Raw genomic sequence first — 23,371 nt, forward strand, 5'->3', positions numbered from 1 at the left:
ATTTCAAACGCTTTTTTTGAAGTGTGGGAGCTAGTGATACATTTTTCAGTACACCATAAGATTCTGGCGAGTTTAACGATGTTTTCTTAAATTCTTAACAAACACAACAATACCCACAAAAACAATGGCGCCAGCTGTATCGACAAGGACATCCTGCCCACTCATCATTCGTCCTGGTGTAAAGCTTTGACGAAACTCATCAAGTATGGCAATGATAGCTGTTCCTACAATTGCGACTAATGCCGGAAATCGACGTTTGCCCCATGCAAAGTAAATTCCAAGTGCAATGCAACCAAATCCCATAAAATGCGTTAGTTTTCGAATTAAAAACTCTACAAATTTAAAATAACCACGCTCTTCCACAGAAACGACCGTATCCCAATAGGGAATGTGTAATAAAGATAATTGTTTCTCAAAGGGTTTATTTGCTAAGATATCCTCTAATTCTGGAAGTATGCTTTGCTGCTCATAGGTCATGCTAGATGAAATAATAAGCACCAACAAAAATACTACCAAGACAAGCCATTTCTTCATCGGTGTTCTAAATAGAGTTCCGCTTTTGTTAGCTCGTTGGCTACTGTAAAGTCAGTGATGTAATCTATTTTTTCATAGGCAGCTAGAGTTTGTGCTAGCTGTTCCTGAGAGCTTGCACCAATCACAGTTGAGGCGATAGCAGATTCCTTTAGATTAAAGGCAATGGCTAGTGCATGTAAATCATGATAATGTGAGGCTAAGTTTGTTAGTGCTGTTGTTAATTCCTCAGTTGTGTATGTGTTAAAGCCGCTACCGTGCTGCAAACGCTCTTGCCAGCTATTCGTTAGTAAACCCTTTGCAACAGTGCCACGAGTTACAACAGAGGCACCTTCTTTAGCGATAAAATCGAGCCATTCCTCTGGACGACGATCCAAGGCACTATATTGCATCATAACACTTTTCGCTGAGCTTGCTGGTAAAAAACGTTTCAGTACATTTGGTCGAATAGATGAAATACCATATTCTCTGATTAGACCATCTGTTTTTAAATCTTCAAAAGTCTCTATGATTCCATCCCAATCATCCTCAAAGGTACCACCATGTAGCTGATAAACATCTATATAATCAGTACCAAGTCGTTTCAAGCTAGCGCGCACAGCTTCCTTTATATAGGAAGGTGATGCATCCCAATGCCATCCTTCTTTGCCTTCCGTCCATCGATTACCTACCTTCGTAGCTACGATAACATCCTGACGACGTTTCCCTAAAATTGTGCCAATCATTTCCTCATTTTCCCCAAAATCATATAAATCGGCTGTATCGACATAATTAATGCCGGCATCCAGTGCCATATCGATAATACCAGTAGCCTTTTTCTTATCTGTCGAAAGAGACATACCTCCTAAACTGATTTCAGAAATAAATAATTCACTAGAACCAAGCTGTCTTTTTTTCATGTGAATGACCTCCTTCGATTTCTCTATCTGTAATGGTACAATGAACATATCTGAAGAACAAGCGAGGTAATCGTCAATGAAAAAGTTTGAGGAAAAAACAATAAAGACTACAGCTATTTATGACGGAAAAATTGTGAAGCTACAAATTGATGATGTCACATTACCAAATGGACAGGTGGCGAAACGTGAAATTATTAAGCATCCAGGAGCTGTAGCGGTGATTGCTGTTACTGCTGAGGGTAAATTAGTGTTAGTAGAGCAGTATCGTAAAGCACTTGAACGGTCCATTATTGAAATTCCAGCTGGGAAGCTTGAACCTGGTGAGGAGCCAATAGTGACAGCACGTCGTGAGTTAGAGGAGGAAACGGGCTACGGTGCTCAAAGCTTTACCTTTTTACAAACATTCGCAACTTCTCCAGGCTTTGCAGATGAGGTGATTCATCTTTTTATTGCAAAAGATTTATATAAAATTGACAATAAAGCAGATTTAGATGAAGATGAGTTTGTCGAATTATTAGAAGTTTCGTTGGAAGAAGCCCAACAGATGATTGTAGATGAGCGTATATATGATGCTAAAACAGCGTTTGCAGTACTTTGGCTTGCGACACAATAAGAAAATAATCTTTAGCATAATAGAGACGGACGAGCATAAGCTGTACAAACCTTGATAGAAAAGGAGCATGTTTATGTCTCGTACGGTGTCTATATTTTATCACTCTTCCATTATAGCTGTGAGCTTTGTTTGTGGCGTTATCTTCTTTCATATTATCGGTGGACCGAATGCGGAGCCTTTTATATTATTTATAGAACCTCGTTTAGCAGATGGGGACAGGCATTCTATATTTCGATTAGTACTACCAGTTGCCGTTTCAATAGCTCTTGTATTATTGCTGGCTACCCATAGTGTCTTAAAGGTGTTAGTACGTGTAACAGTGGCGATACGTGCAACCTTTTTTGGCTTTAGTTCTGTTTTTTTATTACAAAAACTTGAAGCTTTTTGGGTTTATACGATTTGGTGGTTTCCATTTCAGCTCATCTATTGTATATTGTTGCTAATCCTATGCAATTTACTTGTACCTGCTTGGTCAAAGCGAAAAATCGGGAAAATGGTACCTGGTCGGACAATTTTGTTGAATTTTGTTGCGTTTTTCATCATAATAGTGGCTGAGTTTATTGTTATTTCATATGTATTAAAATAATAGGTTCACATTCACAAAGTTAGCATGATGTAAAAACTTGCAAAAGCATATTTGAAATCTATTCACTATCTTGTAATAGGATTTACTCCTTTGGTATAATGGAAAGAGTTTAGGGGGGCGTCACATGGAGAGCCGAATTGACCGAATAAAAAAACAGTTGCATAGTGCAAGTTACAAGCTGACGCCGCAGCGAGAAGCAACAGTTGCTGTACTGCTTGAGCACGAAGAAGACCACTTAAGTGCAGAAGATGTGTATCTTTTAGTAAAAGAAAAGGCACCTGAGATTGGCCTAGCCACTGTCTATAGAACGTTAGAATTACTAACTGAGCTCAAAATTGTCGACAAAATCAACTTTGGCGATGGCGTATCACGCTATGATTTACGCCAAGAGGGTGCTGCGCATTTCCACCATCATCTGGTTTGTATCGAATGTGGTGCGGTAGATGAAATTCAGGAAGATTTACTTGAAGATGTGGAAGCTGTTGTTGAAAAGCGTTGGAACTTTATCATTAAGGATCACCGACTAACTTTCCACGGCATTTGCTGGCGCTGTCATGATAAAAACGACGAATCGAATGAAGAAAAATAACAAGAAACTGTCTGTTTTAATCTTAAGTTCTAGATTGAATCGGGCAGTTTTTTGTTTTTTGCCTACATAGCCACTCCATGAGAGATGGATGAATGGTTCAGGTGGGCATTTAAGCACAATTTTTGGATGCATGCTAAAATAGAGAATAATTGACAGTTAGAGGGGGCGTTGTGATGAATGAATTTCAATATGCAATAGAGGATTACATCCATTTTATCCAAGTTGAACGGCAGTTATCTGACAATACTTTAGCATCCTATCGCCGAGATTTAGAAACGTATGTGAGTTTTTTGCAGGAAGTTGAGGCAATGTCAGATTTCCGCAAGGTGGAGAGAACAATCATTTTACGTCATTTGGAGCAATTACGCATGCAGGGGAAGACAAGTCGTACCGTTGCCCGCCATATCTCCTCTATCCGTAGCTTCCACCAATTTTTACTGCGAGAAAAGCGTGCTGATACAGACCCAACAGTGCATTTAGAAATGCCAACAATTGAGCAAAAGCTACCAAATATCCTTTCTATTGAAGAAATTGAAGCATTATTAATGGCACCTAATCGCAGCAAGCCCCAGGGTGTGCGTGATGTGGCTATGCTGGAATTGTTATATGGCTCAGGGATGCGAATTAGTGAGCTAATTGCATTGGACTTATCAGATATTCATCTAACAATGGGCTTTGTCCGTGTTTTCGGTAAGGGAGGAAAGGAGCGTATTATCCCCCTTGGAAAAAGCGCTCTTTCTGCATTAAATCACTATTTAAATAGTGCTCGTGGTCAATTACAAGGAAAATACCCAAAAACCGATGCTTTTTTTATCAATCAACGAGGGAAACGTTTAACAAGACAGGGTTGTTGGAAATTAATGAAGGAGCATGCTTTAAAGGCAGGCATCCAACATGAATTAACGCCACACACATTGCGTCATTCATTTGCCACGCATTTAGTAGAAAACGGTGCGGATTTACGGGCCGTGCAGGAGATGCTTGGTCATGCGGATATTTCCACAACACAAATCTATACACATATTAGTAAAACAAGACTATCAGAAGTTTATAAGCAGTTTCATCCACGAGCTTAAGAATGTAAATTGTATGTTAGTCGGATGTCTGACCTTTATTTTTCACTTTTTTTTGGTAAAATAGAGTCATGAGATTAGGAGGCAACAATTATGAATAAACCATTTAATAAAATTCATGTAGTAGTTTTGGACTCAGTGGGAATTGGTGAAGCTCCAGACGCAGCAAACTTTGGCGATGTTGGTGCACATACACTTGGTCATATCGCTGAAAAAATGAATGGGCTTACAATGCCACATATGGAGGCTTTGGGCTTAGCGAATATTGAACCACTACAAGGTATGCAGGCAGCAGTAGAACCAAAAGCATACTATGGAAAAATGCAGGAAGCATCAGTTGGTAAAGATACAATGACAGGTCATTGGGAAATCATGGGACTAAATATTGATAAACCCTTTAAAGTGTATCCGGAAGGGTTCCCTGCAGAATTGATTGCAGAGCTCGAAAAACGCACAGGCCGTAAAGTACTGTGCAACAAACCTGCAAGTGGTACACAAGTCATCGAGGACTTTGGTAAGGAGCATATGGAGACAGGTGCCATAATTGTTTATACCTCAGCAGACCCAGTTCTGCAAATTGCTGCACATGAAGAAATTATTCCTGTGGAGGAGCTCTATAAAATTTGTGAAATTGCACGTGAGCTAACGCTTCAACCAGAATATTTAGTTGGTCGTGTTATAGCCCGTCCATTTATCGGTACGCCTGGGAACTTCACACGTACATCTAATCGTCATGACTACGCGTTAAAGCCTTTTGGTCGTACAACGATGAATGTATTAAAGGATGCAGGCTTTGATGTAATCGCTATCGGCAAAATCTCTGATATTTTCAACGGTGAAGGTGTCACAGATGCAGTTCGTACGAAAAATAATATGGATGGTATGGATAAATTTGCGGAGGTTGTGCGCCGTAATTTCCACGGGATCAGCTTCTTAAACCTAGTAGACTTTGATGCCAATTTCGGACATCGACGTGATCCATTAGGCTATGGAAATGCATTACAGGAATTCGATGCACGATTACCAGAAATTACCGAGGCAATGACAGAGGATGATTTGCTAATTATTACAGCCGACCACGGAAATGATCCAACATTCCATGGTACAGATCATACACGTGAATTTGTACCATTAATTATCTATTCACCACGTTTTAATGGTGGACGTGAGCTTGCTCTGCGCGAAACGTTTGCAGATATTGCAGCTACAATTGCTGAAAACTTCAACGTTGAAGCACCAGCATTCGGTAAAAGTTTCTTAAATGAACTGAAATAGGGGGTTTTCGTATGAATATGGCACAGCTGTTTGAAAAGAAAAAACAAGGCAAGGAGCTATCACAGGCTGAAATTCAGTATTTCGTTGAAGGCTATACTACTGGTTCAATCCCTGACTATCAAGCAAGCTCTTTATTAATGGCAATTCGTTTATTGGGTATGACAGATGATGAAACATTTTATTTAACAAAGGCAATGATAGATTCCGGTGATGTAATTGATTTAACATCTATTGAAGGCTTTAAAATAGACAAACACTCAACTGGTGGAGTAGGTGATAAAGTTACACTTATTGTTACACCAATAATTGCTGCATTAGGTATTCCAGTAGCAAAATTTAGTGGTAAGGGTCTGGGGATCACTGGGGGAACGATCGATAAATTAGAATCTATTCGAGGGCTTAAGACGGAGCTTTCCTCACAGGAATTTATCGACAATGTCAATAAACATAAAATTGCGGTGGCTGGTCAGACAGGTAATCTTGTCCCTGCTGACAAAAAGCTATATGCGTTGCGGGATGTGACAGGTACTGTCGATTCTATTCCGCTAATTGCAGCATCAATTATGAGTAAGAAAATTGCAAGTGGTGCGGACGGCATTGTATTAGATGTTAAATGCGGTTCAGGAGCATTTATGAAGACGGAACAGGAAGCTCAAGTTTTAGCTGACACGATGACTGCAATTGGTGAAAAGCTAGGACGAAAAGTTGTTGCTCATATAAGCGATATGGATAATCCGTTAGGTAAAATGATTGGAAATAAGCTAGAAGTAGTTGAGGCTTATGCGTTACTTAAAGGTCATATGGATGAGACACATGAGGATCTACTTGAGGAAAGTATAATCATCTCCTCATTAATGTATCAGGTTGCAGCTGGTGTAAATGAACCAGAGGCAACAGCAGCCGTGAAGCGTGTGTTAGAGGACGGTTCAGCAGCGGCAAAATTTGAAGAATTTATTGTGGCACAGGGCGGCGATTTGGAAGATATTGTGCAAAAAGATACAATGAATAAAGTAGCTGTCAAAGCGCCTGCTGAAGGCACTATAGCAACAATTAATGCCCTGTTAATCGGTGAAGCTAGTGTTTCCCTTGGTGCGGGTCGATTAACAAAGGAATCAGAGCTTGATTACGACGCGGGTATCCAATTGCTTGCCAAAAAAGGTGATCATGTAAGTAAGGGCGAGGCGATTGCTTATTTATATTCAAATCGCGAAATTGATGTGGAAGCAATGGATAAAGTACAGAAAGCTTTTACAATTGCATAAATAATATGAAGCGAGAACTCTCTTTAGGAAGGGGGGTTCTCGCTTTTTATTATGTTAGAAGGGCTAAAGTGGCGGATAGACTCAATGAATCAATGGATAGATTAAATAAACAGATGGATAAAAGAGCCAAAATGACGGATAGATTCACTTACTCAAGAATTAAACGTCGATTGCGTTTAAAAATTGTTGATTTATCCCATACTGCACTTAACCTAAAAAGCTATCAGTATGTCGATTTGACACTATTTCGGAAGACTTTGCACTAGTTCTGTCAGCCGCAAGGAATCACCACGTCAAATGTGGAATTGCACGAGGAGGAGGCGATGTTCATGCATTTTCAATTAGAAATGGTAACAAAAGAGACTGTGGTAATACGGTTATTTGGGGAGCTCGATCATCATGCGGTAGAGCAAATTCGAGCAAAAATTTCTACAGCCATTTTTCAAGGAGCTGTATCGACAATTATTTGGAACCTAGAGGGACTTTCCTTTATGGATAGCTCAGGTGTAGGTTTAGTACTTGGTCGGATGCGGGAGTTAGAAGCAGTGGCTGGTCGAACAATTTTATTAAATCCATCGCCGACAATGCGAAAAGTATTTCAATTTTCAGGTCTAGGACCATGGATGATGGATGCAACAGAAGAAGAAGCGATTGAACGAGTTAGGGGGATTGTAAATGGATAATGAAATGACATTAACTTTTTTAGCAATTAGTGAAAATGAAGCTTTGGCACGTGTAGCTGTAACGGGCTTTATCGCACAATTAGATCCAACAATTGATGAGCTATCTGAATTTAAAACAGTTGTTTCAGAGGCTGTTTCCAATGCGATTATTCATGGCTATGAAGAGGATGGAAAAGGCGTTGTTACAGTTCATGCAAAGCGTGAGGATGATATTGTTACTGTGTCTGTTATGGATAAAGGTACTGGTATAGAAGATGTGAGCCGTGCAATGGAGCCGTTATTTACCACGAAAAGCGCATTAGAGCGTTCAGGTATGGGCTTCACAATCATGGATAGTTTTTCTGATCAATTAACAGTAATGTCTAAATGGCAAGAGGGCACAACGGTTACATTTACCAAGAAATTTTACTCGGTTCGCACACCGGTAATGTGAGGTAGGGGTTGTGAAGCCGTTAGAACAGTCGTCCGATAAGCTATTGTCACAGGAAGAAATGCGTGATTTAATTGCACGTGCGCAGCAGGGCGATCATGAGGCTCGTAAACGTATGATAGAAGGAAATACGAGACTTGTGTGGTCCATCGTACAACGCTTTACGACTAGAGGCGTGGAGCTTGAGGATTTATTTCAAATTGGCTGTATAGGTCTTATGAAATCCGTGGATAAATTCGATTTAACGTATGATGTGAAATTTTCGACTTATGCAGTACCGATGATTATCGGTGAAATCCAGCGCTTTCTAAGGGATGATGGGATGGTGAAGGTGAGTCGCTCAATTCGGGAATTAAATTTTAAAATTCGTCACGCAACAGATGAGTTCATTAAAAACAATGAGCACCCACCTACCATTCATGAATTAGCTCAGGTACTTGGTGTCACGGCTGAGGAGATTATTACAGCTTCAGATGCTCTGAGAGATCCTGCTTCCTTACATGAACAATTGTATGAAAGTGAAGGAGATTCCATTACATTAATGGATCAAATGAAGGATGAAAAATCTGAACAGCCTTTTGATTATATTCCGCTTAAAGAGGTATTAACGAGACTTGATCCACGAGAGCAATCGATCATCTATTTGCGCTATTTCTCGGATTGTACCCAAACAGAGATTGCCAATAGGTTGGGTATATCACAAGTGCAGGTATCACGTTTAGAGAAAAAGATTCTTGCCCAATTAAAAACCTGGATGGCCACAAGTGCCACTATAGAAGAGGAAGAACTAAAAAAAGACAACTAAGAAAATGGTGACAGCATGACAGATAAAGATAAACTTTTTAACAGCTTAGAAGAAGCCGAAAATTTTCTTAATGAGCAATTTGGTGACGGCGAATCATTTGACGTTTCAATCAAGCATGTATTTGTCAAAGATTTGCCGGTTCTTTGTGCATATATAAGTGGACTTGTTGATGGGATAGTGTTAACGCAATTACTATCAAATATGTTGCCTGAAGAGGATGTTGACATTGAGGATGAAAAGGAATATTTTGAAGCCTATTTCAATTACCAAGGTCGTTCAGAGGAAACAAAACGTGAAGCTATTTTATTAGCCATATTAAGTGGACAAGTAGTCTTTATAACTAAAAGTGGTTACGGCTATGTTGCAGAGATTCGAAGCTATCCAGGACGTACACCTGAGGAGCCTGACAATGAAAAAGTGATTCGGGGATCTAGGGATGGTTTTATTGAAGGTATTTCACAAAATGCCGCTTTGATTCGTCGGCGAATTCGCAATAGCAATTTACGTTTCGAGCTACATAAAATATCCGAAATCGGTCAAACCGATGTCGCACTAGTGTTTATAAAGGGTATTGCGAATGATGAAACGCTCGATAAATTGCGACAGCGCATAGGACAAATTCATCATGATGGCTTGACGATGACTGATAAATCCCTAGAAGAATGGTTGTTTAAACAAAAGTTTCATCCAATTCCTTTTGTCCGTTATACGGAACGACCAGATATTACTGCAGCGCATTTACTTGAGGGCCATATCGCCATTATTGTCGATACGTCTCCTTCTGTAATTATTGTACCTGCAACAGTTTTTCATTTACTACAGCATGCAGAAGAGTATAGACAGGCTCCATTGATTGGAACGTTTGTTCGTTTTATGAGGTATTTTGGGGCAATAATGGGCTTACTTTTATTACCTTTATGGTATGTATTTGCAACGAATCCATCTTTATTACCCGATGCATTATCCTTTTTAGGTGCAAAGGAAAAATCCCATATCCCACTTTTACTACAAGTACTTATTGGAGATATAGGGATAGAATTTTTGAGGATGGCCGCCATTCATACCCCATCACCATTATCCACTGCGATGGGGTTAGTTGCGGGTGTAATTATCGGTCAGATTGCAATTGATGTTGGGCTTTTCTCGTCAGAGGTAGTGTTATATACAGCCGTTTCCGCTATTCTAACTTTTATTATTCCATCATATGAGCTCGGTATCTCCATTAAACTCTTTAGACTAGTGTTGATAATAATGACTGGAATTTGGGGTGTGAATGGGTTATTCATAGGTATTTTTCTATTATTTACGTATTTATGTTCATTACGTCCAATGCAAGCGCCCTATTTATGGCCGCTTATTCCGTTCTTTCCAAAGGCTATGCTTCGCGTGCTTGTCCGTTTCCCAATGACAGAAGATGCCTTAAGACCTTATGTAGTCGATTCCAAGCAGCGAAAAAGATCATAGGAGCCGTTGCACTCGTTTTTTTCATGTGATAAAGTTCACATATAGTATTTTGTGATTTTTGCAAAAATTATCTTCATACAACAAATGGTTTATCTTCATTCAGTAAATGTTTTTTGTATCGAAAGTAAAGCGGCAAAGGTTTTATGCGCATAAGCGTAGCAGCAGATATAGAAGACTCCCACCTCTACAGTAGAGAGATGATGCAATTTTGGTTCCTTTTCAGTCGATGTCCAAACACCACTGAATGAAGATAAAGCCTCCGGCGGATGTCACGGATTTTCAAAGGAATGAATTGTACAGGTACAATTCAAAATCCAGACGCAATTACGCCAAGGCGAAATTGATTTATTCAATACAAATTTGTGAACGGAGATAAACATGAAGGATTGTTTGAAAGCTTTAAAAGTATTGAAGCATTCAAACAAACGAAATAAAATTATACTCAAGTATAATTTTAAAATGTTCATGTGATGTATCACAGGATGGAACGATGTGAAAAGGGAGAGATGCACATGCATTTATATGGGACACAAGCAATTTCTGAAAAAGGTCATTTAACAATAGGACAGGTAGATACACTAGAGCTTGCAAAAGAATATGGCACACCTTTATTTGTGTACGATACTGCGCTTATTCGTAAGCGTGCACGCGGCTTTATTGATACATTTAAAAAACTGGGCGTTAAAGCAGAAGTAGCTTATGCTTCAAAGGCCTTTGCATGTGTAGCTGTCTACCAATTAGCGGCTGAGGAAAATTTATCGTTAGATGTAGTTTCAGGAGGGGAATTATTTACTGCGTTAAAAGCTGGATTCCCTGTTGAGCGTATTCATTTCCATGGTAATAATAAAAGCATGGCTGAGTTAGAGCTAGCCTTTGATGCCAAAATTGGTTGTATTGTCGTGGATAATTTCTATGAAATTCAGTTATTAAAAGAAATTTCAGAGCGCCGCCAACAAAAAATGCGTATTTTACTGCGTGTCACTCCGGGTGTTGAGGCACATACGCATGATTTTATTACGACTGGTCAAGCGGATTCTAAATTTGGCTTCGATTTAAATAATGGTCAAGCAGATGAAGCTTTCCAACAAACTTTTAACCATCAATATTTAGAACTTCTAGGTTTACACTGCCATATTGGCTCACAAATTTTTGACACAGCAGGCTTTGGCCTAGCGGGGGAAAAATTAATCGATAAAATTTCGGATTGGCACAAGGTTCACGATTTTACATGTACTGTGTTAAACTTAGGAGGAGGCTTCGGAATTCGTTATACAGAAGAAGATGCACCTCTTGAGCCACAAGTATATGTTGAAGATATGATTACAGTCGTCAAAAATAAAGCGACTGTACTTGGACTTAAAATGCCAGAAATTTGGATTGAACCAGGTCGCTCACTTGTAGGTGATGCAGGTACATCTCTTTATACAATTGGTTCACAAAAAACAGTGCCAGATGTTCGTAAATATATTGCTGTAGATGGCGGTATGAGTGATAATATCCGTCCAGCACTATATGAAGCGAAATATGAGGCTGTTATTGCAAGTAAAGCAAGTGAACCAAAAAGTGAGACTTATACAGTGGCTGGGAAGCTTTGCGAATCCGGTGATAAATTAATTATCGATGCAAAACTTCAGGAGGCAGCTTCTGAAGATGTATTAGCAATCTTCTGTACTGGCGCGTATGGATATTCTATGGCAAGTAACTACAATCGTGTTCCACGTCCAGCTGTAGTGTTCGTAGAAGATGGTAAACATCAATTAGCAATTCGACGTGAAAGTTATGAAGATATTGTACAAAACGATCTCCCGCTTACGTTAAAAAAGGGTGAGTAAATTTGAGGAAAAATAAATGGGTTTTACTAGCGTCCATTTCAATTTTTATCTTATTGTGGGGCGTGCTTTATTGGGTGTTGGCGTCTAAAGGAATACTTGGACCTGGTTCGTAAGACAGAAATTGGCTTGCGGTAAAAGTACAAATCGTGTAGGATAGTCAAAGATTATGTACAGCTAGAAAAAGAGGGAATAGACAAATATGTTAATTCGATATAAAAAAGCTTTCGAGAAAATAGCAATGGGGCTACTCTCGTTTATGCCTAACGAAAAAGACATAAAAAAGCTCACAGAGACAATCCACTCCTATGAAAATAATGATAACTGGGTATTATATTTATGGAAAAAGAACGATGAGTATGTTGGCATTGTCGGACTTGTAACAGACGATAATAATATTGCTACGATTCAACATGTATCCGTAGTCCCTTCTTACAGAGGAGAGGGCGTTGCGAAGGAAATGCTACAGGAAGTGGCTGAACTTGGTCAGTTCGAAAGTGTGCGCGCAACGGATGAAACACGTAAATTTGTTCGAAAATGTATAAATTGTATGGATGAAGAAGCAGACGAAAATTAACGTCTGCTTTTTCTATGTTTGCTTTCTTGTCTCTCTGCAAGAATATGTGAGCGATCTCGAAGCATATGTTTATGAAGAAGATAGTTAGCGTTACTAGTTGGTAAAAGTTGTATGCGAGCGGTTGTTAAATCTTCCAATGCAGGAGAAAGGGGCAACTGAAAGGCATGGAAGGGTCTACCTGTGTGAATAGCAGAAAGTACCTCGGTAAGTTGTAACATGAGTTTATCGTAGTTAATTTCTGTTAAAAAGATATTGTTCCTATTAGATTGAAAATTATGGAATGCTTTCTCAAGGATACGTGCTGCACCAGTATAATTGTGACGTCGCCAATGATAAAGGCCTGTTGCAAGCTGTACGTATCCTACGAGCGGATGTTTTTTATCACCTGGAGCAATATCCTTCCAGTATTCCTCAAGAACTTCATGACATTCAAAAAAATCTTGATTGCCATTGAAATATGCGCAGTAGTCGATAAATAAAGTATGATGCTGTGGATGCATTTTGGACTCCTTTCCACTATACTAAAAGAACATAGAAACACAGGGTGGTAAAACAATGTCTTATGAAGTAAAATTAGATGCCTTTTCAGGGCCTCTTGATTTATTATTGCATTTAATTCACAGACTGGAAATTGATATCTATGATATCCCAATGGCTGAAATTACTCAACAATATATTGACCATATACATGCTATGCAAGTACTGGAGTTAAATGAGGCTAGTGAATATTTAGTGATGGCTGCAACATTACTGGCCATTAAAAGCCGTATGCTTTTACCGATTCATGAAGGTGAGCTGGAGGATGCAGAATTGGAAGTGGATGGACCAGACCCACGTGAGGAACTTGTACAACGTTTAATTGAGTACAAGAAATATAAGGAAGCAGCTAGTAATCTGCAAGAGCTTGAAACAGACCGAGCACAGGTATTTACACGACCACCAGCAGATTTATCAGGGCTGGCCTCAGATGAACAAATGGCGTTATTTGATATGAATATCAACATCTATGATATGCTTGGTGCCTTTCAAAAGCTGATGCGTCGGAAGAAATTAAAAAAACCATTAAAGACAACTGTTGCGAGACAGGAGCGTTCAGTGAGTGACCAAATGCGCTCAGTTGTTGATTCATTACGTTCCACAGGTGGACGTGCATCATTTTTCGAGCTTTTTCCCTATGAAGATAAGCCAACGCTTATTCTGACGTTTTTATCACTACTTGAGCTGATGAAACGTCAGGTCGTCATCGTAGAGCAAGACGGTAACTTTGAAGAATTAACGGTTACCTTACAGAAGGAGGATTGGGATGATGACGAAAACAATGATGCTACAGAGTAGAATTGAAGCTTTATTATTTGTTGTCGGAGATGATGGCTTAACCATCAAACAATTATCACAGCTACTAGGCGAGGCAGAAGAACTGGTTGTACAGGCTATGCAGGCATTACGTGCAAACTATGAAGAGGATTTAGCGAGGGGCATAACTGTCAAAGAGATGGCAGGCGTTTATCAGCTAATAACAAAATCCGAACTAGCAGAGTCTATTCAAAGATTAGTAGAAAACCCTACTGTTCAATCATTATCTCAAGCGTCACTTGAGGTACTTGCGATTGTGGCCTATAAGCAGCCGATTACACGTGTAGCCATAGAAGATTTACGCGGTGTGAAGTGTGAAAGACCTATACAAACGCTTGTTTCTAGAGGATTAATTAAAGAGGTTGGGCGTTCAGAAGGGACAGGTCGTGCAATTCTTTATGGTACCACAAAAGAATTTTTAAACTACTTTGGTTTAAATAGTATTGAAGAAATGCCACCTCTACCTGAAGAGGATAACGTGGAAACAGAGCAGGAAACAGACTTATTTATGACGAAATTTCAAGAAACTTTTAGTGGGGTAAAGTAATATTTAAGGCATATCAAACATTACTTTCAACATAAATATGTATCTAACAAAACATCTAGTAAAATCCTTTTAAATGGAAGCTGAAATCGTGTAAGATCGTTTTTTAGAAATTTCATTAGTTGAGCTATCAAATGGTTGGAAAAACCCACCATTAGATCGGATTTCATATTATTTATATTTTCCTATTACTTTTAATAAGGAGTGGCTCGTTGCTTCGGTTAGTACGTGTACTATTGTTCATGTTAGTCGGGTTAATACTTATGCTTCCGCAAACCAGCCTAGCAAGAGGAGGGAGCGGATATGCTGTCCTAGATGGGGATACGGGCCGTGTTTTATTAGAATCAAATAGTGATGCACGGCTACCCATTGCAAGTCTAACAAAAATTTGGACAGCGCTTGTTGCTATTGAAAATAGCAATCTACAGGATGAAGTGGTTATTTCACCAAGGGCTGCAATGGCAGAAGGCTCATCAATTTACTTGCAAGCAGGTGAAAAGGTGACGGTTGAAACGCTATTATATGGTTTAATGCTACGCTCAGGAAATGATGCGGCCACGGCTTTAGCAGAGCACGCTGGAGGGTCAGTAGAGGGATTTGTCAAATTAATGAATGAGCGAGCTGTTATCTCCGGTCTGACAAATACCGTTTTTATGAACCCTTCTGGCTTACATCATGATGAGCATCTATCATCAGCGAGGGATACTGCAGAAATGCTGAGAATTGCCCTTCAAAATAAAACATTCAAGAAAATCGCCTCAACTGTTTTATATCGAGCTAATACAGAGAATGGCATGCTTTGGGAAAATAAGCATCGTTTATTGAGAGAGGGAGCAGGGACTGCCGCTGACTTAGATAGCAACAGCAAACTGCCAGTGAGTTCGTTAAAAACTGCAATGGGTTCAGCCTTTGCTGGAAAAACAGGTTTTACAAAGATTGCTGGTCGCACACTTGCTACCGCCTTTCAAAAGGATGGGCAAACCTGTATCGTTGTCACGCTGAATGAATCCGATGATTGGAATGTACATCGTGGGTTAGCTAATAAAGTGTGGGAAGAGTATCACCTTGAGACAGTGGTGAAAAAAGGGAAATATAATGTAAACAAGAAGGTAGCCATTCGTTTAGAGCAACCAATTCGTTTACAGCTAACTAAAGAAGAAAAAGATAATGTAAGGCAAGTGTTACATGTTTCAAGGAAACGCCAGGAGGCTGTTCTATCGATTTTTATTGGTGAGGAACGAATATATGCAAAGGCAGTAACTGTTGAATCAGCGGATCGTTAAAAGCGAGACGCTGATTTTTTTTGACATTCGAACATTCCTTTGAGAAAAAATTTTTAGAAGTACAGTCGATTTGTCATTTAAAGAAACGAGCATACTAAACCTGGATAAAAAGGATTTAAAGTAAATGTTAGGTGTTAAAAATTATAGAAACTAGCTAATAAAAAATTATTTCAAATACTCTAATTACTCATTGATAATTAGTTTTTCTTTAATAATACACAAAAGTATGACATAATTTTCACAGATTAGCGGGAAAAATAACCTGATTCTATAAGGTTTATAAATTGGCATGAATGTCAGTGTGAATGAAAACTAGAGGTGAAAGTATGGAGAGATTACAAAAGGTCATTGCGTATGCAGGTGTTGCATCAAGGCGGAAGGCCGAGCAATTGATTTTAGAAGGTAAAGTAAAGGTAAATGGCGTTGTAGTGCGTGAGCTAGGTACAAAGGTGTCCAACTCAGATACGATTGAAGTTGAGGGCGTAAAACTTGAAAAAGAAGATAAGGTTTATTACCTATTATATAAACCTCGTGGAACCATCTCAGCTGTAACTGATGATAAAGGACGCAAAACTGTCACAGATTTATTTAAGCATATTCCGCAACGCATTTTCCCAGTCGGGCGTCTTGATTATGATACATCTGGCCTATTGTTGCTAACAAATGATGGGGAATTTTCCTATATGTTGACACACCCGAAATTTAAAATCGACAAAACTTATATTGCGCGTGTTAAAGGTGTTCCGACGATTGAAGGTTTAAAAAAGCTGCAACGAGGAATTAAGCTAGAGGATGGTAAAACGGCACCAGCGATAGTAAGTATGACCTCCTTTGACGAGAAAGCAGGTAAGGCAATTTGTGAAATTACCATTCACGAAGGGCGAAACCGTCAAGTGCGTCGCATGTTTGAGGCAATTGGTACACCTGTTGTCAAATTAAAACGTGAGCGCTTTGCCTTTTTAGATTTATATGGCCTGGCACCTGGAGAGTATCGTGAATTGACAAAGCATGAAGTAAAGCAATTAAGAGTGTTAGCAGAGACAGGGAAAATCGGTTAATTGAACATAAACCAGTAGAAAGTGAGCATACCACTATCCGTATGGTAATGTTTTCACTTTCTTAGTGGTGTAATCGTTCATAAATCATTCATAATTATTAGCTAAGCGTTTTTGAATCATTTTGCTATAATAGGTGAGAACAGTACACCTACATTAAGTTTAGAAGTATTCACTTCTGACTAATAGCTTAGGCGTAGAAGCAATTGCATTGTATAGAATCCGACAAACATAAAAACTTTTAATAAGGAATCTATACATATTTATAAAAGCTTAGCGTCAAAAAATGTTACTCTAAGCCGTATAGGGGGTTTATTAACTTGGAGAAAAAGAAAAAACGTCTCGTCATTCGTACCATAATTTTAGCAGTTTTGGTCTTTGCAATTGGGTACACTGTATATGGAACAGCGACAAAGGAGAAGGTAGAGTTAGTAGCAATAGGCTCTAAAGCACCGGACTTCACGTTAGTAGATTTAAACGGTGAGAAACATAAACTGTCTGATTATAAAGGGCAGGGGGTATTTTTGAACTTCTGGGGAACTTGGTGTAAGCCATGTGAAAAGGAAATGCCTGCAATGGACCGTCAGTATAAATCGTTTAAAAACCAAGGTGTACAAACACTGGCTGTCAATATTGCACAAACAGATTTTGAAGTACAAAATTTTGTCGATAGATACGACTTAACATTTCCAGTAGTTATTGACAAAACGAAAAGTGTTATGACTGCCTACAATGTTGGACAATTACCAGCAACTGTTCTTATTGATCCAGATGGTAAGGTAGCAAAAATTATTACGGGTGAAATGACGGAGGCAAATATCGCTTCGTACATGGAATTAGTGAAGCCGAATAAGGAGTAAATGACTATGGAAAATATCATTTGTGCTTGTGGTCATAGTAACCCATATGGCACGAAGCTCTGTGAAAAATGTGGTCGCCCTTTAACTGAGGAAGGTAAGCAAACAAAAGTTGTTGATATGCGCTATGATGGATCAGCAATTCGATCCAAAACATACAACAAAACATTTATCGATAAAATTTGGAATTTTTTCTCGAGCGTAAAAGTAGGAATCGCCCTTATTATTATCACTTTGGTCGCTGCATCCATCGGAACTATTCTACCGCAAGAGATATATGTAAATGCTCCGGATGCAGGAAAGGCCGAGTATTATGAGAAGGTCTACGGCTGGTTTGGAAAACTTTATAATTATTTAGGATTATCTGATTTGTATAGCACTTGGTGGTTCCAAATCTTGGTTGGGATGCTAGCTATATCGATCATTGTCGCAAGCTTAGACCGTGGGATACCATTGCATAAGTCTTTGAAAAATCAACGTGTTAAACGGCATGAAAGTTTCTTGAAACGTCAACGCATTATAGCGGAAGGACAAGTTTCAAATCCTGAGGAAACACTCGAAAAAGTTCAGCAAAAAATGACTGACTTAAAATATAATGTTCGACGTGATGGAAGCGCACTTTTAGCAGAACGAGGCCGTTTTTCTAGGTATGGCCCATACATAAACCATGTCGGCCTTATTATTTTTTTAGCAGGGGTCATGATACGTTTAGTACCTGGATTTTACGTAGATGAGTCGATTTGGATTCGTGAAGGTGAGACAAGAGCTATACCAGGGATGGAAGGCTATTTTATTAAAAATAATAAATTTATTTTAGAAACTCATAACAACAAGCCACAGGGTGAGCAAGTGGCACAAGGTGTCAATGTAGTAGCGAAAAACTTCCAAACTGATGTCACATTGTACAAACAACCTGAAGGCTCCCTTCCTGGTGACTTAGATAATCTTGAAAAGGTGAGAGATTATTCAGTTCGCGTGAACCATCCTTTAAAAGAAGATGGTTTTGCCTTATATCAAATGAATTACCGACTGAATGAATTGAAGCAGATGAATTTTGATTTGGTGAATAAAGAAACTGGTGAATCACTTGGTAAGGCTGAAATTGATCTAACAAATCCTAAAAAGGAATATGACTTAGGAAATGGTTCCTCTGTACAGATTCTCGTTTATACACCAGATTTTTCTGGTTTTGAGAATGGAGAACCCCAAACGAAAACTTCTATCCCTAATAATCCAGCATTTTTATTTAAAATGAAAACACCTGAAACACCAGAGGGAGAGGTAAGTTTTGTTGAAATTATGAAGCCGCCCCTTGAACCGCTTGGAGAAAATAAATATCGAATGAAATTTGCTAGTGCTGACACACGAAATACCGCAAACTTTACCATACGTAAAGATAGTACAATACCTATTCTATTTGTAGGGGGTATTATTTTCATGATTGGTGTAGCAATTGGTTCGTATTGGAATCACAGACGTTTATGGTTACAGGTAGACCCAGATGGAAAAGTGATAATGGCAGCTCATGTCAATAAAAATATGTTCAGTATGAAGAAAGATTTAGATGCTGTTTCATCCTTCGCTGATTTACCGCCGTATATAGATCAGCTTGAAAAATCAGAAGATGTCGAGAAGTCGACAAAACCAGCCATTACTAAAAAGGAAGGTGACAACACCTTATGAGTTTGATTGATATAAGCGGAAATCTATTGTTTGTAGCATTTATAGCTTATCTTGTAGCAACATTATTCTTTGGTGGCTCTATTAAGCAATCAAATGCTACAGGCAAAAATACAGATAAATGGGGCAAGCTGGCTATTGCTATAACTATCATTGGTTTCCTTTCACAGCTCGGGTATTTTATTACTCGTTGGATTCATACAGGGCATGCACCTGTTAGTAACATGTTTGAATTTACAACAGCCTTTGGTATGTTCATTGTTGCTGCATTTATTTTGATTTACTTTATTTATCGCATGACAGCATTAGGATTAGTGGCATTACCTGTGGCACTTTTAATTATTGCCTATGCAGCGATGTTCCCGAATGAAGTAAGTCCATTAGTACCATCTTTGCAAAGTCATTGGCTAACAATTCATGTTATTACTGCGGCTTTGGGGCAATCAATTTTGGCAATAAGTGCAGTAGCTGGACTGATTTATTTATTAAAAGTAGTAGATGTTACGAAGCCTACTAAAGAACGTTTTTGGTTAGAAACAGTGATGTTTTGCTTAGTAGTAGTAGTTGGCTTTGTCATTGCTACGTCTACATTTAATGCAATGGATTATGAATCTAAGTATTCTTATGTGGATAAAGAAGGTACGGAGCGTCAAATTACTTATAATATGCCACCGATTTTTGGGATGAATGAATTTAAAGCAATTGAAGAACAGGGTATGTCACCAATTGTAGAAATGCCTTCACTTATTAATGCGAAGAAATTAACAACAGTTGTTTGGTCATTATTAGTAGGATCTATTTTGTATTTATTAATTCGTTTAATTGCACGACAACGTATTAGTGCAATATTCCAACCATTTGTTAAACGTGTCAATTTACAATTAGTAGATGAAATCGGTTACCGTTCCGTATTAATTGGTTTCCCAGTATTTACATTAGGAGCTTTAATCTTTGCGATGATTTGGGCACAAATTGCCTGGAGTCGTTTCTGGGGATGGGATCCTAAAGAGGTATGGGCGCTTATCACATGGCTATTTTATGCAGCATTCTTACATTTACGCCTTTCAAAAGGATGGGAAGGTAAAAAGTCAGCTTGGTTGGCATTAATCGGCTTCGGTATTATCTTATTTAACCTAATTGCTGTTAATTTAATTCTTGCAGGCTTACACTCATACGCGTCAAACTAAAGCGAAACCAGTACTTAGGGTAGAGGAATTTAAGCTAATACCTATATCTACTATGAAAACGCTTGTATAATAACGTCCTGTCTACATTAAGAGTTTGCAGGATGAACTAGTATGGAAGCACATATGGATTTTCAACGTCGCTAGTATTAGAAAGATAAGCCTTCTTGCTTGTGGCAAGAGGGCTTTCTTTTCTTTTCAATATGTGTCGAACCATGTACAATAGAATGTAGAGAAAGATTGGAAGAGAGGGATCGTGAAAGTGTCAGAAAATATTTCAGTGTTAGTAGTAGATGACGAGGATCGTATTCGACGCTTATTAAAAATGTATTTGGAGCGTGAAGGGTACCTTGTAGACGAAGCAGAAAATGGTGAACAAGCGATCGAAAAATCTTTAGAAAAAGAGTATCACTGTATTTTACTAGATATCATGATGCCTGAAAAAGACGGACTTGAAGTATGTGCAGAAATCCGTGAACGTGCAGCAACACCAATTATCTTATTAACTGCTAAGGGCGAAGAAGCAAACCGTGTACAGGGCTTTGAGCTTGGGGCAGATGATTATATTGTAAAACCATTTAGTCCACGTGAGGTAGTATTACGTGTGAAGGCTATTTTACGCCGTTCACAGGCATTCTCACCTTCGACAAATGCATCCTCCTCTAAAGATTTGGTTGTATTCCAGCATTTAATGATTGATCATGATGCCCATCGTGTAACAGCAGAGGGAATTGAGGTAAATTTAACACCGAAAGAGTATGAATTGCTTTATTTCCTAGCGAAATCACCAGATAAAGTATTTGACCGTGAACAATTACTTAAAGAAGTGTGGCATTATGATTTCTTTGGAGATTTACGTACCGTGGATACGCATGTTAAGCGCTTACGTGAAAAGCTTAATCGAGTATCTGAAAACGCTGCAAAGATGATTGTCACTGTTTGGGGCGTTGGCTACAAATTTGAGGTTGTCAATGAATAGAATATGGAATAGTGTTGTCGGGAAGCTATGGGTAACCATATTGCTTCTCGTTTCATTTGTATTATTTGTTTTCACGGTTTTGATGCTCGAATTTCTACAAAATTACCATATGCAGCAAGCAGAGATTTCGTTACGTCAAACTGCTGCAACGGTAGCAAGTATAGTAGTTGATAATGAAACAGCAGAGTCAACGTCGGAATTATTAAAAGATATTTTACCCGAAAGCACGAATGCACTTATTGCTACTGGTGATAACGAAGTATCGTTTGCTTTACAGGAGGGTGTTAATAAAAAAGAAATACAGGATACAATTTTAGCGAATAAATCCTTCCATAAAATTTTCCAATCAGATGAACCGATTACGAAAGAAATGATGATGCCATCATCTACAGAAAAGGAAAAAATAGAATCGTATGTTGTCCTCGGCTTCCCATTAAATGTAGAGAATGCGGTGCATGGTGCCGTCTTTATATATCAAAGTCCGGATGCTCTTCATAAAACATCGAAAGAAACAACTAAAATTGTCTTTTTATCTGCCTTTATAGCCTTTGTGCTGACGACATTCTTTGCCTTTTTCCTATCCTCACGTATTACCTCGCCATTGCGTAAAATGCGTGAATTGGCATTTGAAATTTCAAAAGGGAATTTTGAAGCGAAAATGCCAACAACACAAAATGATGAAATTGGTCAGCTTGCCGTTGCCTTTAATCAAATGGGTCGACAATTAAAGCATAATCTTGAAGTAATCAATCAGGAAAATGAACAACTTTCAAATATATTGACATCGATGACAGATGCAGTCATTACATTTAATCGGGATCGTACAATATTATTAAGTAACCCACCAGCAGAGCGTTTAATGCAAAAATGGTTTGTTAATAAGGGCTCTCAAAGTGCGAAGCCAATTCCACCAGAGCTATATCATATGCTGGATCATGTTCTGATGTTTGAGGATAAATTGGAAGAAGAAATTGAGATGGATGGAAATTATTATACATTTACGATTAGTCCTCTTTATAGTGGGGAATTGATACGTGGAGCAGTCGCTGTTATTCGTGATATGACAGAGCAGCATCGCTTAGAAAAGCTGCGTTCAGATTTCATAGCTAATGTATCTCATGAGCTTAGAACGCCAATTTCAATGCTTCAGGGCTATTCTGAGGCCTTAATGGATGATGATTTTATCCAGGATCAGGAAGAACGTAACGAGATAACAAAAATTATCTATGATGAATCGAAGCGTATGGGACGTCTAGTAACAGATTTATTGGATCTAGCTCGTATGGAATCGGGGCATATGACACTTTATAAGGATGAGCTTCCAATTAATTCTACATTTGAACGGATAACACAAAAATTTGCTCAAGTCGCTAAAGAGAAGCATGTTCGTCTACTATTTGATAGTGAATTTAATGATGACGCTAGGATAAGTATTGACGAGGATCGGATTGAACAGGTGTTAACCAATTTAGTTGACAACGCACTCCGTCATACCGATGAAGGGTCAGTTACTGTCAAAATTGAGCAGGAGCCAACCTTTGCAAAAATATCTGTTCAGGATACAGGACATGGCATTCCACATGATGACTTACCTTATGTATTTGAACGATTTTATAAAGCTGACAAAGCCCGAACGCGTTCTAAAGGCGGAACTGGCCTAGGTTTAGCTATTGCTAGAAATATTGTAAAGGCACATTCAGGAACGATTATGGTAGACAGTGTGCTGAAAGAGGGTACGACCTTTACGTTTTATTTACCTTTCGAGTAATTCATATTATTGCCTTTTAGTGGTATTAATTGGCTGTAACTTCTGTAAACAT

General features: G+C 38.7%; 24 protein-coding genes. 21 read left to right on the plus strand and 3 right to left on the minus strand.

Annotation, left to right across the window (positions count from 1 at the left end; genetic code table 11):
- Positions 1 to 72 precede the first annotated feature (72 nt).
- Positions 73 to 534, minus strand: a complete 462-nt coding sequence (locus AC2CGN_RS01830) for a VanZ family protein (RefSeq protein WP_484511758.1) — start codon at positions 532 to 534, stop codon at positions 73 to 75.
- Entirely contained in the window at positions 531 to 1,430 is a 900-nt protein-coding gene (locus AC2CGN_RS01835) for an aldo/keto reductase (protein WP_484511760.1), read from the minus strand. Before AC2CGN_RS01835 ends, AC2CGN_RS01830 begins: the two co-directional genes overlap by 4 nt.
- A 76-nt stretch (positions 1,431 to 1,506) precedes the next feature.
- Here AC2CGN_RS01835 and AC2CGN_RS01840 point away from each other — a divergent pair, with 76 nt between their 5' ends.
- The 12 genes from AC2CGN_RS01840 to AC2CGN_RS01895 all read left to right on the plus strand — a co-directional run bounded on the left by AC2CGN_RS01840 (position 1,507) and on the right by AC2CGN_RS01895 (position 12,616).
- On the plus strand, positions 1,507 to 2,043 hold the full coding sequence (locus AC2CGN_RS01840) for an NUDIX domain-containing protein (protein ID WP_286927092.1): 537 nt from the start codon (positions 1,507 to 1,509) through the stop codon (positions 2,041 to 2,043).
- 73 nt (positions 2,044 to 2,116) lie between these two features.
- On the plus strand, positions 2,117 to 2,629 hold the full coding sequence (locus tag AC2CGN_RS01845) for a hypothetical protein (RefSeq protein WP_286927093.1): 513 nt from the start codon (positions 2,117 to 2,119) through the stop codon (positions 2,627 to 2,629).
- A gap of 124 nt (positions 2,630 to 2,753) precedes the next feature.
- A complete protein-coding gene (gene fur, locus AC2CGN_RS01850) occupies positions 2,754 to 3,218 on the plus strand; it encodes a ferric iron uptake transcriptional regulator (RefSeq protein ID WP_004232171.1) in 465 nt (154 codons plus the stop codon).
- A gap of 173 nt (positions 3,219 to 3,391) precedes the next feature.
- On the plus strand, positions 3,392 to 4,294 hold the full coding sequence (gene xerD, locus AC2CGN_RS01855; protein ID WP_484511763.1) for a site-specific tyrosine recombinase XerD: 903 nt from the start codon (positions 3,392 to 3,394) through the stop codon (positions 4,292 to 4,294).
- Positions 4,295 to 4,384: 90 nt separating this feature from the next.
- Positions 4,385 to 5,566, plus strand: coding sequence for a phosphopentomutase (gene deoB / locus AC2CGN_RS01860; RefSeq protein WP_286927095.1), 1,182 nt, complete (start codon positions 4,385 to 4,387; stop codon positions 5,564 to 5,566).
- A gap of 11 nt (positions 5,567 to 5,577) precedes the next feature.
- Complete coding sequence (locus AC2CGN_RS01865) at positions 5,578 to 6,828, plus strand: thymidine phosphorylase (protein ID WP_484511765.1); 1,251 nt, start codon at positions 5,578 to 5,580, stop codon at positions 6,826 to 6,828.
- A 329-nt stretch (positions 6,829 to 7,157) separates the two neighbouring features.
- Positions 7,158 to 7,511: an anti-sigma F factor antagonist gene (gene spoIIAA / locus AC2CGN_RS01870; RefSeq protein ID WP_286927097.1), complete on the plus strand. Its 354-nt coding sequence runs from the start codon at positions 7,158 to 7,160 to the stop codon at positions 7,509 to 7,511.
- The gene (gene spoIIAB / locus AC2CGN_RS01875) at positions 7,504 to 7,944 is read left to right on the plus strand and encodes an anti-sigma F factor (RefSeq protein WP_054772225.1); all 441 of its coding nucleotides are present in this window, start codon (positions 7,504 to 7,506) and stop codon (positions 7,942 to 7,944) included. Before spoIIAA ends, spoIIAB begins: the two co-directional genes overlap by 8 nt.
- Before the next feature lie 58 nt (positions 7,945 to 8,002).
- Positions 8,003 to 8,746 (plus strand): RNA polymerase sporulation sigma factor SigF, encoded by a 744-nt coding sequence (gene sigF, locus AC2CGN_RS01880; RefSeq protein WP_376781219.1) that lies wholly within the window; start codon positions 8,003 to 8,005, stop codon positions 8,744 to 8,746.
- Between the two features lie 15 nt (positions 8,747 to 8,761).
- Positions 8,762 to 10,210, plus strand: coding sequence for a spore germination protein (locus AC2CGN_RS01885; RefSeq protein ID WP_429980805.1), 1,449 nt, complete (start codon positions 8,762 to 8,764; stop codon positions 10,208 to 10,210).
- Positions 10,211 to 10,722: 512 nt separating this feature from the next.
- On the plus strand, positions 10,723 to 12,042 hold the full coding sequence (gene lysA / locus AC2CGN_RS01890; RefSeq protein WP_283871314.1) for a diaminopimelate decarboxylase: 1,320 nt from the start codon (positions 10,723 to 10,725) through the stop codon (positions 12,040 to 12,042).
- Between the two features lie 199 nt (positions 12,043 to 12,241).
- Positions 12,242 to 12,616 (plus strand): GNAT family N-acetyltransferase, encoded by a 375-nt coding sequence (locus AC2CGN_RS01895; protein ID WP_283871315.1) that lies wholly within the window; start codon positions 12,242 to 12,244, stop codon positions 12,614 to 12,616.
- On the opposite strand, the gene AC2CGN_RS01900 is transcribed toward AC2CGN_RS01895, so the two are convergent.
- Positions 12,613 to 13,116, minus strand: coding sequence for a DUF309 domain-containing protein (locus AC2CGN_RS01900; RefSeq protein ID WP_429980808.1), 504 nt, complete (start codon positions 13,114 to 13,116; stop codon positions 12,613 to 12,615). The genes AC2CGN_RS01895 and AC2CGN_RS01900 overlap by 4 nt on opposite strands.
- 55 nt (positions 13,117 to 13,171) lie before the next feature.
- Between AC2CGN_RS01900 and AC2CGN_RS01905 the strand changes: the two genes are divergently transcribed.
- The 9 genes from AC2CGN_RS01905 to AC2CGN_RS01945 all read left to right on the plus strand — a co-directional run bounded on the left by AC2CGN_RS01905 (position 13,172) and on the right by AC2CGN_RS01945 (position 23,319).
- Entirely contained in the window at positions 13,172 to 13,951 is a 780-nt protein-coding gene (locus AC2CGN_RS01905) for a segregation/condensation protein A (RefSeq protein ID WP_283871317.1), read from the plus strand.
- Positions 13,923 to 14,516, plus strand: a complete 594-nt coding sequence (gene scpB, locus AC2CGN_RS01910) for an SMC-Scp complex subunit ScpB (RefSeq protein WP_429980810.1) — start codon at positions 13,923 to 13,925, stop codon at positions 14,514 to 14,516. The genes AC2CGN_RS01905 and scpB overlap by 29 nt, the downstream gene beginning before the upstream one ends.
- Positions 14,517 to 14,725: 209 nt before the next feature.
- Complete coding sequence (locus tag AC2CGN_RS01915; protein ID WP_429980812.1) at positions 14,726 to 15,796, plus strand: D-alanyl-D-alanine carboxypeptidase family protein; 1,071 nt, start codon at positions 14,726 to 14,728, stop codon at positions 15,794 to 15,796.
- 326 nt (positions 15,797 to 16,122) lie between these two features.
- Positions 16,123 to 16,854 (plus strand): pseudouridine synthase, encoded by a 732-nt coding sequence (locus AC2CGN_RS01920; protein WP_283871319.1) that lies wholly within the window; start codon positions 16,123 to 16,125, stop codon positions 16,852 to 16,854.
- 317 nt (positions 16,855 to 17,171) lie between these two features.
- Positions 17,172 to 17,711 carry a thiol-disulfide oxidoreductase ResA gene (gene resA / locus AC2CGN_RS01925; protein ID WP_286927105.1) on the plus strand — a complete coding sequence of 180 codons (540 nt, stop codon included), beginning with the start codon at positions 17,172 to 17,174 and terminating at the stop codon, positions 17,709 to 17,711.
- A 6-nt stretch (positions 17,712 to 17,717) separates the two neighbouring features.
- Positions 17,718 to 19,391 carry a cytochrome c biogenesis protein ResB gene (gene resB / locus AC2CGN_RS01930; RefSeq protein WP_484511771.1) on the plus strand — a complete coding sequence of 558 codons (1,674 nt, stop codon included), beginning with the start codon at positions 17,718 to 17,720 and terminating at the stop codon, positions 19,389 to 19,391.
- A complete protein-coding gene (ccsB, locus tag AC2CGN_RS01935) occupies positions 19,388 to 20,575 on the plus strand; it encodes a c-type cytochrome biogenesis protein CcsB (protein WP_484511772.1) in 1,188 nt (395 codons plus the stop codon). The genes resB and ccsB overlap by 4 nt, the downstream gene beginning before the upstream one ends.
- 259 nt (positions 20,576 to 20,834) lie before the next feature.
- A complete protein-coding gene (locus AC2CGN_RS01940) occupies positions 20,835 to 21,551 on the plus strand; it encodes a response regulator transcription factor (protein ID WP_049668637.1) in 717 nt (238 codons plus the stop codon).
- A complete protein-coding gene (locus AC2CGN_RS01945; RefSeq protein ID WP_484511774.1) occupies positions 21,544 to 23,319 on the plus strand; it encodes an ATP-binding protein in 1,776 nt (591 codons plus the stop codon). The genes AC2CGN_RS01940 and AC2CGN_RS01945 overlap by 8 nt, the downstream gene beginning before the upstream one ends.
- Positions 23,320 to 23,371 lie beyond the last annotated feature (52 nt).

The sequence above is a fragment of the Lysinibacillus sp. DFXJR4 genome, assembly GCF_057196045.1.